11 protein-coding genes are annotated in these 12,048 nt (G+C 70.4%); 5 read left to right on the top strand and 6 right to left on the bottom strand.

Going from position 1 to position 12,048, the window contains the following annotated elements:
- The first annotated feature begins 3 nt into the window (after window positions 1-3).
- The 4 genes from ACXIZN_RS13445 to ACXIZN_RS13460 all read left to right on the top strand — a co-directional run bounded on the left by ACXIZN_RS13445 (window position 4) and on the right by ACXIZN_RS13460 (window position 4,624).
- Entirely contained in the window at window positions 4-1,407 is a 1,404-nt protein-coding gene (locus ACXIZN_RS13445; RefSeq protein ID WP_457954719.1) for a sensor histidine kinase, read from the top strand.
- Window positions 1,404-2,345, top strand: a complete 942-nt coding sequence (locus ACXIZN_RS13450) for a TAXI family TRAP transporter solute-binding subunit (protein ID WP_457954721.1) — start codon at window positions 1,404-1,406, stop codon at window positions 2,343-2,345. Before ACXIZN_RS13445 ends, ACXIZN_RS13450 begins: the two co-directional genes overlap by 4 nt.
- A 145-nt stretch (window positions 2,346-2,490) precedes the next feature.
- A complete protein-coding gene (locus ACXIZN_RS13455; protein WP_457954722.1) occupies window positions 2,491-3,777 on the top strand; it encodes an alpha/beta hydrolase family protein in 1,287 nt (428 codons plus the stop codon).
- 415 nt (window positions 3,778-4,192) lie between these two features.
- Complete coding sequence (locus ACXIZN_RS13460; protein WP_457954724.1) at window positions 4,193-4,624, top strand: acyl-CoA thioesterase; 432 nt, start codon at window positions 4,193-4,195, stop codon at window positions 4,622-4,624.
- On the opposite strand, the gene ACXIZN_RS13465 is transcribed toward ACXIZN_RS13460, so the two are convergent.
- Complete coding sequence (locus ACXIZN_RS13465; RefSeq protein WP_457954726.1) at window positions 4,612-6,207, bottom strand: alkaline phosphatase D family protein; 1,596 nt, start codon at window positions 6,205-6,207, stop codon at window positions 4,612-4,614. The two genes, ACXIZN_RS13460 and ACXIZN_RS13465, sit on opposite strands and share 13 nt — an antisense overlap.
- 111 nt (window positions 6,208-6,318) lie before the next feature.
- On the opposite strand from ACXIZN_RS13465, the gene ACXIZN_RS13470 reads away from it, so the two are divergent.
- Window positions 6,319-6,780, top strand: coding sequence for a tRNA (cytidine(34)-2'-O)-methyltransferase (locus tag ACXIZN_RS13470; protein WP_457954728.1), 462 nt, complete (start codon window positions 6,319-6,321; stop codon window positions 6,778-6,780).
- Between the two features lie 114 nt (window positions 6,781-6,894).
- On the opposite strand, the gene ACXIZN_RS13475 is transcribed toward ACXIZN_RS13470, so the two are convergent.
- The 5 genes from ACXIZN_RS13475 to ACXIZN_RS13495 all read right to left on the bottom strand — a co-directional run bounded on the left by ACXIZN_RS13475 (window position 6,895) and on the right by ACXIZN_RS13495 (window position 11,910).
- Window positions 6,895-7,875, bottom strand: coding sequence for a VWA domain-containing protein (locus ACXIZN_RS13475; protein ID WP_034306538.1), 981 nt, complete (start codon window positions 7,873-7,875; stop codon window positions 6,895-6,897).
- Window positions 7,872-8,756: a DUF58 domain-containing protein gene (locus tag ACXIZN_RS13480; protein WP_221473007.1), complete on the bottom strand. Its 885-nt coding sequence runs from the start codon at window positions 8,754-8,756 to the stop codon at window positions 7,872-7,874. The genes ACXIZN_RS13475 and ACXIZN_RS13480 overlap by 4 nt, the downstream gene beginning before the upstream one ends.
- A 66-nt stretch (window positions 8,757-8,822) precedes the next feature.
- On the bottom strand, window positions 8,823-9,893 hold the full coding sequence (locus ACXIZN_RS13485; protein WP_034306533.1) for an AAA family ATPase: 1,071 nt from the start codon (window positions 9,891-9,893) through the stop codon (window positions 8,823-8,825).
- A gap of 116 nt (window positions 9,894-10,009) precedes the next feature.
- A complete protein-coding gene (mobA, locus tag ACXIZN_RS13490; RefSeq protein ID WP_457954730.1) occupies window positions 10,010-10,552 on the bottom strand; it encodes a molybdenum cofactor guanylyltransferase in 543 nt (180 codons plus the stop codon).
- Window positions 10,553-10,554: 2 nt separating this feature from the next.
- Window positions 10,555-11,910, bottom strand: coding sequence for an NlpC/P60 family protein (locus ACXIZN_RS13495; protein WP_457954731.1), 1,356 nt, complete (start codon window positions 11,908-11,910; stop codon window positions 10,555-10,557).
- Window positions 11,911-12,048: the final 138 nt, after the last annotated feature.

The raw sequence follows: 12,048 nt of genomic DNA on the forward strand, positions 1-12,048 counted from the left end.
CCGGTGCGCACCCGGCTGCTGGTCGTCCTCGTCGCGCTCGCGCTGACCGTGGTCGCCGCGTTCGCGATCCCGCTGTTCGGGTCGACCGCCGCGCAGCGGACCCAGCAGTTGGTGATCGCCCGCAACGCCGACGTCGACAGGTTCGTCGTCCTCGCCCAGCAAGCCGTCGACGCCGCCGATCCGGCCGCGCTGGCGGTCGACGCCCAGCGGTATTCGTCGTTATACGGCGAGGCCGTCGTGGTGGTCGACGCGCGCGGGGTGCCGCTGGTGGAGACCGGCGGGATGACGGCCGCGGAACCGGTGGTCCGCTCGCTCGTCGAGGCCGCGCTGCGCAACCAGCCCGCCAAAGGCCCCGAACAGCTGAGCCCGTGGTCGGCCGATCCGGTCCATTTCGCCCGTCCGGTCGGCACCGGGACCCGGGTGGCCGGCGTGGTGGTGCTTCGCGCGTCGGTGACCACGGCGGCGGCCGACGTCGCCGCCCGCTGGTCCGCGATCGTCGCGGGCGCGGTACTGGTCGCGGCGGTGTTCGTGCTGCTCGCGGTCCTGCTGGCGCGCTGGATGGTGCGGCCGCTGCACGAACTGGAGACCGGCGTGCAGGCGGTGACCGAAGGGCATCGCGCCCAGGTTCCCGACCGGGCCGGGCCCCGTGAGCTGCGTTCGCTCGCGACGTCCTTCAACCGGATGTCCGACGCCGTCGTCGAAGCGTCCGAACAGCAGCGGCGGCTCGTCGCGGACGCCTCGCACCAGCTGCGGAATCCCATGGCCGCCCTGCGGTTGCGCGTGGATTCGCTGGCCGCGCAGGTCGACGGGGACGGCCAGCGGGCCTACCGCGCGACGGTCGCGGAGGTCGAACGGCTGGAGTCCCTGCTCGACGGCCTGCTCGCGCTGGCACTCGCCGAAAGCGCCGCGACCCGGCTCGCCGCCGGTGAATCCGGTGACGAACCCTGCGATCTCCCGGCCGTGCTGGCCGAACGGGTCGACGCGTGGCGGCCCTCCGCCGAAGACGCGGGCGTGAGCCTCGCGGCGTCGGAAGGCCACGACGAGCCGGTGACGGTGCGGTGCGAGGAAAGCGAACTGGCCCAAGTGCTGGATGTCCTGCTGGACAACGCGGTGCACTACGCCGGACGCGGCGCCACGATCACCACCGGCTACGAAACCGGCGACACGACAGCGACACTCTTCGTGTCCGACAACGGTCCCGGGCTGTCCGAAGAGGACCGGGAGCGCGCGACCGAACGGTTCTGGCGGGCCGGGGGCGACGGCGCGCCACGCGGCACGGGCCTCGGCCTCGCGATCGCGAGCCAGCACGTGCTCGCCAGGGGCGGGAAGCTCGAACTGCGTGAGGCGAAACCGCACGGGCTCGAGGTCCGCGTCGAACTTCCTCTCGCGGCAGGGGAAAAGGCATGACGGTCACCAGGCGCACCGCGCTCCTCGCCGGGCTCGCGACGATCGCCGGATGTTCGGCCACGGGCTATCAGGGCCCGGAGCGTGAGGTCTTCATCGCGGCGGGCGAGAGCGGCGGGTTCTATCTCGCCTTCGCGGAACTCCTCGCCCAGCGACTGAACCGGGCGGAACCACGGCTGCGGGCGACCGCCGTCGCCACCGAAGCCAGTGTCGAGAACCTGCGGCGGCTACGGGACGGCCGGGCCGATCTCGGACTCGTCCTCGGAGACGTCGCCGAGTCCGCCTTCGCCGGCGCGGAGCCGTTCTCCGTGCCGATCGCGTTCTCGGCCATCGGCCGCGTCTACGAGAACTACCACCAGCTCGTCGTCCGGGTGGACGGCGGCGTGCGCTCGCTCGCCGATCTGACCGGGCGGCCGGTCGCGATGGGCGCGAGCGGATCCGGCGTCGCGGTGTTCAGCACGCGCCTTTTCGCCCGCGCCGGGGTCCCGGTGAGGGCCAGGAACCTGCTTTTGGGTGAAGCGATCAACGCTCTGGCGGCCCACGAGGTCGACGCGCTGCTCTGGTCCGGCGGGATCCCGACGCCCGCGCTCACCGAACTGAACCGGACCACCCCGATCACCCTTCTCCCCCTCGACACCCATCTGCCCGCCCTGCGCGCCGGCTACGGCCCGGTCTACGACCAGGTCCACGTCCCGGCGCAGGCCTATCAGGGCGTGGGCGAGCTGCGGACGATCGGCGTCGCGAACCTGCTGCTGGCGGCCCCTTCCCTGCCCGACGACGTCGCCGCGGCGGTGACGCGGGTGCTGGCCGGGCACGCCGCCGATCTCGTCCCGGCGGCCGCGGTGGGGACGCAGTTCCTCGACGTCCGGACGCTGATCGGCACCGGCAAGGTCCCGCTGCATCCCGGGGCCGCCTCGGCCTACCGTGCCCTGCACGGGTGATCCGGGCTCCATCTTCAGAGGGATGCGCGTCGCACCGGGGCGCTGCCATGGTCGGAAACAGGCGGCCGTCGGGCCGCCCCGATCCGGAAGGTCTCCAGCAGTGGACGAATTCATGCGGTCGTCGCGACAGGGTCCAGTGGGGACAGTGTCGTCGAGACGCACCAGGCTGGCGCGGGGTTCGGCGCTGATCGCGGGCCTCGCGCTCGCGGGCGGGCTCGCCACGGCGGCCCCCGCCGTCGCGGCCGACCAGGCCGAACTCACCGCACCGGCCCTCACCGGCCACCACGAGGTCGGCACGACCGACCTCCACCTCGTCGACCCGTCCCGGCCCGACCCGTGGAAACCGGAGCGGCGCCGGGAACTCATGGTCACCGTCACCTATCCGGCGGACCGGTTCGCCGACGGACCGCGCGCTCCGTGGCTCACGCCGGGGATGAGCGCCGTCATCGACCAGGCGCTGTCCGGCGACGACTATCTCGGCCTCCCGGTCGGCTCCATCGACTGGGCGTCGGCGAAGCGGCGGGCCGAGATCGGCGTCCCCGCGGCGCACGGCGCGCCCAAGCCGGTCGCGCTCTTCTCCCCCGGTTTCGGCGGGCCGCGGGAGACGTATACGGCGATCGTCGACGATCTGGCCAGCCGCGGCTACGTCGTCGTCTCGCTCTCGCACACCTACGAAAGCGCCGCTGTCGAATTCCCCGGCGGTCGGCTCGAAACGGCTCTCCCGCCGGGCGAGGGACCCGAGTTCATGAAGAAGGCGCTCGACGCACGCGTCGGTGACTTCCGATTCGTTCTGGACCAGCTCGCGAAGATCACCCGTGGCGAGAATCCCGACGCGGAGAAGCGGCAGCTCCCCCGCGGCCTCGGCTGGTCGCTCGACCTGTCCCGGGTCGGTGCCTACGGGCACTCCTACGGCGGATTCACCTCTGGCGAAACGATGGTGCACGACCGCAGGATCGACGCCGGGATCAACTTGGACGGCGCGATGGCGACCGCGTTCGGCTACCCGCCGGGCAGTGCCTACGTGCCCGGCGAAGTCACGAAACGCGGTCTCGACCGGCCGTTCCTGCTGATGGGCGCCGAGGGTGTCGACGAGAACGGCAAACCACTCGAGCACACGCACCGGCAGCCCGACTTCGACCGCAGCTGGGCGGATTTCTGGGCCAACCAGCGAGGCTGGAAGCGGGACCTGCTGCTGCGCGGTGGAAGCACGCACATGGCGTACAGCGATCTCCAGGTCGTGGTGCCGCAGCTCGGCTCGCGGGTGGCGCCGGAGAAGCGTGAGGCGGTCATCGGCACGATCGATCCCCGCCGTTCGCTGGCCGCGCAACGGAACTACATCGGCGCGTTCTTCGATCTGCACCTGAAGGGCCGCGACCGGCATCTGTTCGACGGCGAGTCGCCGCGCCACCCGAACATCGACTTCATCGAGTGAGCCGGGACGATTCGGGCGTCTTGCGAAGGGTCGTGCGTGGTTGGAACCAGGGGTGGCTTGGTTTCGGCTGCACCAGCAGCCACGACAATGGCGCGTGAAGGACTCCAGTCAGGCGCTCACGTGATGTCGTGAAGGGCCCCTTTGAGACGATGAAGGTCTCAAAGGGGCCCTTCACGACATCACGTGAGCGCCTGACTGGAGTCCTTCACGCGCCATTGTCGTGGCNCGACAATGGCGCGTGAAGGACTCCAGTCAGGCGCTCACGTGATGTCGTGAAGGGCCCCTTTGAGACGATGAAGGTCTCAAAGGGGCCCTTCACGACACAAGAGCTCGACGCCAGGCCATCGGAATCACCGAACGAGCCGCCCACTCATCCTCGAACCAAGGGAAGAAGCCCTTCACGTAGGTTGGAACCGTGACCGAGCCACGGAAACCGATCGTCGAAATGCCGCTGCGCGTGCGCTATCACGAATGCGACGGGCAAGGCATCGTCTTCAACGCGCACTACCTCGCCTATGTGGACATGGCCATGTTCGAAGTGGAGAAAGTCCTCTTCGGCTCACACCAGGAAGCGCTGGCCCGCGGTGTCGACGTCGTCGTCGCCGAATCCAGCCTCCGCTACCGCGCGCCCTGCCGCTACGACGACGAACTGGTCGTGGCCGTGTACCTGGACCACCTCGGGACGACCTCGCTGATCATCGACTTCGAGATCACCCGCGGCGGCGACCTGTGCACCGAGGTGAAGACCCGGTACGTCTTCGTCGATCCGAAGACGCTCAAGAAGGCGGCGCCACCCGCGTCGGTGCGCGAGGTGTACGCCGCCCTCCTGCCCGCTCAGGCGGACTGAACGCCGGGCCGCCGGTCTTCGACGACGTAGCTGGCGCGCGTGCTGATCGGCGCGCCGGGGGTGTTGACGAACGGCACCACCCGGAAGTCGCTCCGCCAGCGCTGCCGGTTGACGTTGACCCGGACGTACCCGCGCTGGCTGTTGAAGAACTTCATGTGGGGGTTGGCCTTCAGCAGGTTCTCACCGGCCGGCGTCATGTCGGCGCCGTTGCCGCCGCTGGTGATCGACGTCCCGACGAACTCGCTCGCCACGGTGGGCGAATCGGGGTCGGTGAAGTCGCGCTTGAGGTCCCAGGCGTAGTTCTGGTGCCGGTCGCCGGTGATGACCACCAGGTTCCGCACCCCGCGGTCCTGCGCCGCGGTGAGCACGCGGTCGCGGTCGGCGACGTAGCCGTCCCACGGGTCGAGGTGGACGTTCGTCGCCTCGCCCGCGTCGGTGTCGGTCTGGCCCATGGGCGCCTGGTTGCCGAGGATCTGCCACCGCGCGCGGGACCGGGAGAAGCCGTCGAGCAGCCAGTTCCGCTGCTCCGAGCCGAGCAGGGTGCGGTTCTCGTCGAACCGTTCCGTGCAGTTCGCCGACTGGCCGTCACCGCACGGCTGGTCGTCGCGGTACTGCCGGGTGTCGAGCATGGTGAAGTCGGCCAGCGTGCCGTAGCTCAGCCGCCGGTGGAGACGCGCGTCCGGCCCCTTCGGCAGCTGGGCGATGCGGTACGGCAGGTGCTCGTACATCGCCTGGAACGCCTCGGCCCGCCGCTGCCGGAACACTGCGCGGTCCTGGTCCGGTTCCTTGTCGATCTGCGAGATGTCGCCCGCCCAGTTGTTCTCCACCTCGTGATCGTCGTTGACGTGGATCCACGGGAAGGCGGCGTGCGCGGCCATCAGCGGCGCTTCGGACTTGTAGAGCGCGTACTGGAGCCGGTAGCGGGCCAGGTCGAAGGTCTCGCCCTTGAACTGCGGCCCCACCGGCGTTCCGCGGCCGACACCCGTGACACCGCTTTCGTAGAGGTAGTCGCCAAGGTGCACGACCAGGTCGAGATCCTCCGCCGCCATGTGGTCGTACGCGGTGAAGTGCCCGGCCTCCCAGCTCTGGCAGGACGCGAACGCGAAGTTCAGCTCGCGCGGCGACGACCACGCGACCGGCGCCGTGCGGGTGCGCCCGACCGGCGAGATCTCGCCACCCGTGCGGAAACGGTAGAAGTACTCGTGGTCCGGCGCGAGGCCGTGGACCTCGGGGTGCACGGAGTGACCGAGTTCGGGCGTGGCGACCACGGATCCGCGGCGGACGACGGCGCGGAAACGCTCGTCGAGCGACACTTCGTACTCGACACGGACCGGCGTCCGCGGCATACCGCCGAAGCCGTCGGCCTCGTACGGCTTCGGCGCGAGCCTGGTCCAGAGCACGACACCGCCGGGCAACGGGTCGCCCGAAGCGACACCGAGGGTGAACGGGTTACCGGCACCGCTCGCGAGCGGCATCGCGCCGGCGGCGTTCCAGGCACCGGTCCCCAGCAGGACTGCGGCCGCGCCGGCGGAGCCATATCCGAGGAAGCGACGCCGCGACAGGGGGTGAGGGAGCGAAGGCATGAAGCCCTCCTGTGGTGGGATGGTCACGGGCGGGCCTCATGCTCGTCCGGCTTGATGGCCGCCCGGCCGCGCTCAGGCGAAGCGCCCGTGAACGAAAGACGATCAACCCTCGTGTTCCGCATCCTGTTCTACCGCCCGGAAATCCCGCCCAACACGGGTAACGCGATCCGCTTGACCGCGAACACCGGCTGCGAGCTCCACCTGGTGAAGCCGCTCGGTTTCACGCTGGAGGACAAGCAGTTGCGGCGAGCCGGGCTCGACTACCACGACCTCGCACGCGTCCACGTGCACGCGGATCTCGACGCGGCTTGGGCGGCTTTGCTGCCCGCCCGGGTCTACGCGTTCAGCGCTTCGGCGACGCGGCTGCACACCGACGTCGCGTACCAGCCCGGGGACGTCCTGATGTTCGGGCCGGAGTCGGCGGGGCTGCCCGCCGAGATCCAGGAGTCCCCGCAGGTGACCGACCGGGTGCGACTGCCGATGCTGCCGTCGAGCCGGTCGCTGAACCTGTCGAACACCGCGGCGATCAGCGTCTACGAGGCCTGGCGGCAGAACGGCTTCGCGACCCCGTAGCTCCCGGCTCTGGCGCACCGCCGTGCCGCGAAAGCCACTTTCGGGACATCAGACGTCGCGAAAGTGGCTTTCGCGACGTCGACGCGCGGCCGCCGGCCAGTCTGGGGCAAGACACTAAGGCAGTCTCTGCCCCAAGAACAGCGAAGCCGCGGCACCGATCATCAGCACCAAGGTCCCGAGAATCACCCAAGGACGGCTCGCGTCCGCGTCCTTGAGCTCGTACCCGATCTGCTCACCGAGGTCGTCGTACACGCGTTTCAGTTCTTCGGCGCTGGCCGCCTTGTAGAAGTCGCCACCCGAAAGCCGCGCGATCTCCTCCAGCGACTCGACGTCGACCTTGACTTCCTGCGGTTTGCCGTCGATGTCGACCGAACCGTGCGTGGTCCCGAACGCGATCGACGAGATCGGCACCTGGGCCTGCTTCGCCGCCTGCGCCGCCGTGTAGCCGCCTCGCGGGGCGTACAGGTCGTCCGGAACGGTCTGCTTGCCGTCACTCATCAGGACGATCCGGGCGGGAGGCGGACCCTCCGCGCCGCCCACGATCGCCGAGAAGCTCTCGATCGACTGCAAGGCGGCGAAAATCCCTTCACCGGTGGCCGTCGACTGCGCCAGCTTCAGATTGTCGATCGCCTTCACCACGCCGCCGCGGTCGGTGGTCGGCGCGACCAGCACGGTCGCCGTCCCCGCGAAGGAGATCAGCCCGAGGTTCACCCCCGGCGTCATGTTCTGCGCGAACGAACGCGCCGACTCTTGGGCCGCCTTCAGCCGGGTCGGGGCGACGTCGGTCGCCTCCATCGACAGCGAGGTGTCGATCACCAGCATCACGGTGGCCCGGTTGCGGGGCACCTTCTGCTCGGCCGTCGGCCCGGCGAGCGCGACGGTGAGCACCAGCAGCGAAAGCACGATCAGGATGGCGGGAACGTGCCGCACCCACCCCTGGCTCTTCGGCGCGACCTTCTCCAGCAGTTCCAGGTTGGCGAACCGCATGGTGCGCTTGCGCCGTGCGCGCTGGGAAAGCACGTAGCCCACGGCCACCGCGGCGACCACCAGCAGCAGCAGGAACCACCACGGCGAGGCGAATCCGGTGAGGCTCACGCGACACCACCGGACCAGCGGCGCTTGCGGGCCACCACGAACCGGACCATGTCCGCGATCCAGTCCGAATCGGTGCGCAGCACCAGATGCGCGGCACCGGCGCGGCGCAGCGCGGCCGCGACCTCCTGCCGGTGAGCGTGCGCCGCGGCGCCGAATTCCTTGCGCAGCAAGGCCGAAGCGTGCACTTCGCGCTGTTTCCCTGTCTCCGGGTCGGCCAGCACGACGGTGCCCACGTCGGGCAGGTCGATGTCGCGCGGGTCGAGGACTTCGATGGCGATGAGGTCGTGGTGCCCGCCGAGCGCGCGCAGCGGCCGCTGCCATTCGGTGTCGCCGAGGAAGTCGGAGATCACGACGGCGAGCCCGCGACGGCGGGGCGGGCGCCGCAGCTTCTCCAGCGCCGCGGCGAGATCCCCGCGGACACCTTCTTCGGCACGCGGGGTCTCGGCGAGCTTGCGGACCAGCCCCCGCGCGTGCGGGAGCCCGCCGCGCGCCGGGATCCGCGTGATGCTGCCGGCCCCGTTGGAGACGAGCGCGCCGATCCGGTTGCCGCCACCGCCGGTGAGGTGGGCGACCGCGGCCGTCGCGCAGACGACCAGGTCGCGCTTCTCGCACAGCGCGGTGCCGAAGTCGAGGCTCGCGGACACGTCCGCCACCAGCCACGTCTCCAGTTCACGGTCGGCGACGGTCTCCCGGATGTGCGGGCTCGTCGTCCGCGCGGTGACCGCCCAGTCCATCCGGCGGACGTCGTCACCGGGCTGGTACGGCCGGGCCTCCCCCGGTTCCGAGCCGGGCCCGGGCACCAGGCCGAGATGGTTTCCCTGCAGCAGGCCGTCGAGACGGCGGCGCACGTCGAGTTCGAGCGTGCGCAGGCCCGCCTCCATCCGCTCCCCGCGGAGTACCGGCGGAGCCCAGGAAGGACGTTCGCCCTTCTCGTTCTTCACGCTTCCCTACCTGACCGGCGCGCCGGCCGGGACCGGGCCGCCCTGCCCGGCGCCGCCCTGCGGACGGGCCGAGACCTGCGGCAACGGCACGGTCTGCAGCACCCGCGTGATGATGTGGTCGATGGGCACGCCGTCGGCGAGCGCGTCGTAGGACAGCACGAGCCGGTGACGCAGGACGTCCGGGACGACGTCGACTACGTCCTGCGGCAGCACGTAGTCCCGGCCGCGGACCAGTGCCAGCGCACGGGCGGCGGCGATGATGCCGAGGCTGGCGCGCGGCGAGGCACCGTAGGACACCCAGCCCGCGACGTCGGCGAGGCCGTGGTCGTTCGGCGTACGGGTGGTGAGCACGAGTCGGACGACGTAGTCGACCAGCGCGTGGTGCACGAAGACCTGCGAAGCGACGTTCTGCAGCCGCACCAGTTCGGCCGGGGTCAGCACCTCTTGCGGGGTGGGCGGGGTGACGCCCATCCGGTAGATGATCTCCCGCTCCTCCTCGGCCGTCGGGTACTCGACGACGATCTTGAAGAGGAAGCGGTCACGCTGCGCCTCGGGCAGTGGGTACACACCCTCGTTCTCGATCGGGTTCTGCGTGGCGAGCACGAGGAACGGGTCGGGCATCGGGAAGGTCTGGCCGCCGATCGACACGTGCCGCTCGGCCATCACCTCGAGCATCGCCGACTGCACCTTCGCCGGCGCGCGGTTGATCTCGTCGGCGAGCACGAAGTTCGCCACCACCGGACCGAGTTCGACGTCGAACCGCTCCGCGCCCTGGCGGTAGATCCGGGTGCCGAGGATGTCGGCGGGGACGAGGTCCGGGGTGAACTGCACCCGCGAGAACGAACCGCCGACCACGCGCGCGAAGGTCTCGACGGCGAGCGTCTTCGCGACACCGGGAACGCCTTCGAGCAGGAGGTGCCCCCTGGCCAGCAGGCCGACCAGCATCCGCTCGACCAGCCTGTCCTGGCCGACGATGATCCGCTTGACCTCGAACACGGTCCGCTCAAGCAACTGGGCGTCCCGCGCCGGCGTTCCGGGCTGCTGCTGCGCGCCGTCGGCGTAGCCGGGCTCGGTCACTGTGCCTCCTGTGTTCCCCGCTTGCGTACATGCGTCCGGATGTGACCGTAGTGGTCGGTGACACAGCCGTTCGTGACGGTAGCCAACCCGATCAGCGGTATGACGGCTGTGAAGCTCTAGGAGAGCCGGTCCAGATCCTCGGGCGTGTCGATGTCGTCGCTTTCGCCCGGTTCCTCGGGCACCTCGACGATTTCCAGCCCGCCCAGCGTCCGCCGCAGGGACGCGTTCTCCACCGTCTCCGGCAGAGCGCCGCGCAGTGCCTCCGCACGCCAGGCGCCGAGCAGCCATTGCCGCTCCCCTGAGGCGTCGACAAGCACCGCGCCCGCGGCCGGCCCGAGGCCGGCCAGCAACCTGTCCACAGTGGACTTCCGGACGCCCGCGAGATCACCGGCCAGCACCACGACGAGCTCCGTGCGCACCAACGCGAGCCCGGCGGCCAGCGCGGCCACCGGTCCCGTTCCGGGCGAGGACTCCCTTGTCCAGACGACGTCGCCGAATCCAGGCCGTTCCGGGCCGACGACGATCACCGGATCGGCGTCCGCGAGCGCGGCCAAAGCCCTGGCCAGCAACGGTTTTCCGCCGACGGGGAGCGCGGGTTTGTCCACACCGGACAGGCGGCGCGCGGCGCCGCCCGCCAGCACGATCCCCGCGTAGGGCACGCTCAGCCGATCAAGCGGGTCGCGTACGGCATGATGCCGCCGTAGCGCACCGGCGCGATGCGGACCCGCAGACCGGACTGCGGCGCCTCGACCATCTGCCCGTTCCCGAGGTACATCGCGACGTGGTGGATGCCCCGCGCGCTGCCGCCCCAGAAGAGCATGTCACCGCGGCGCATCTGGGACAGCGGCACCTTCCGCCCGGCGTTGTACTGATAACCGCTGTAGTGCGGGAGCGACTTCACCCCGGCGAACGCGTAGATCATCAGGCCCGAGCAGTCGAAGCCGATCTTGTTGTAGTCGCCGTAACGGTCCGCCGTGCCACCGTCGCGGATACCGCGCGTCGGCCCGGACGTGTTGCCACCGCCCCAGGCGTACACCACTCCGAGCTGGGACAGGGCCCGCCGGACGACGGCTTCGACGCTCGCCCCGGCGGGGGCGGACTGGACGGGCCTGCCGGTCGGACGCCCACCGCCGCCCTGACCGGGGCTGGGCCTCGACGCGGCGAGAGCGGCCTGACGGGCACGTTCCTCGTCCTCGCGGGCCTTCTGCGCCTTCCAGTCCTCGTAACGCTGCCGCTGCCCCTGCAGGCCGCTGACCTTCTGCTGCGCTTCGAAAAGCTGCTTCTCGACGCTCGCCCGGTCGGCTTCGAGCTTCTGGTTCTGCGCGGCCTGGGTGTCCTGCGCGTGCTGCGCGGCGCTCTGCGCGTTGTCGGCCTCGTGCTTGGCCGCGTCGGCCGCGCGCTTGCGCTCCTGCGCGATCTCCAGCTTCTTGCGCGCGGTCGCGTCTTTGTTGGACTTGTCCGTCTGCGCGCGCTTCATCGTGTCGAGCGCGTTGAGCCTGCTACCGCCGACCGCGTCGAGCATCTGGGCGCGGCCGAGCAGCTCCTTCGGGCTGTTGGCCGTCAGGTAGGCCGAAACCGAGCCGATCTTGCTGCCCTGCTGGAAGCTGGCGGCGGCGAACCGGTCGAGGTCGGCGCGGGCCTTGTCGATGGCGGCCTGCGCGGCGTCGGATTCGGTGCGCGCGGCCTTCGCGTCGCGATCGGCCTGGGCGGCTTCGTCCTGCGCGGTCTCCGCGTCGACCCTCGCCTTGTTGGCCTCTTCCATCTTCAGCTGGACGTCGTCGTTGAGCTGGGCGAGCTTCGACTCGGCCTGGGCCAGCTGGTTCGTGAGCCTGCCGACGTCACCCGCCTTGGCGTTGGCCTCGGCCTTGCTGGAGTTGATCTCGGAGTCGCTCGGGTTCGGCGGGGGCGGCGGTACCGCGATGGCGGTACCCGTCACCCCGAGCAACAGGGCGATTCCCAGCGCACCGATGGTCGCGCCACGGCGGGCACCGGCCCCAGACCCGGTTTCACCACGCACGATCCACCCACCTCCCGATCTTGAACAACGACCTCACTGTGCCACTGCCGTCACAGCATTACCAGAAGCACCACCAGGAACTTACACACCGTAGGCACCATTTCCCCTCAACGGGGGACGAACAGACGAACGCTTCGT

Source organism: Amycolatopsis sp. TRM77291 (assembly GCF_054166285.1).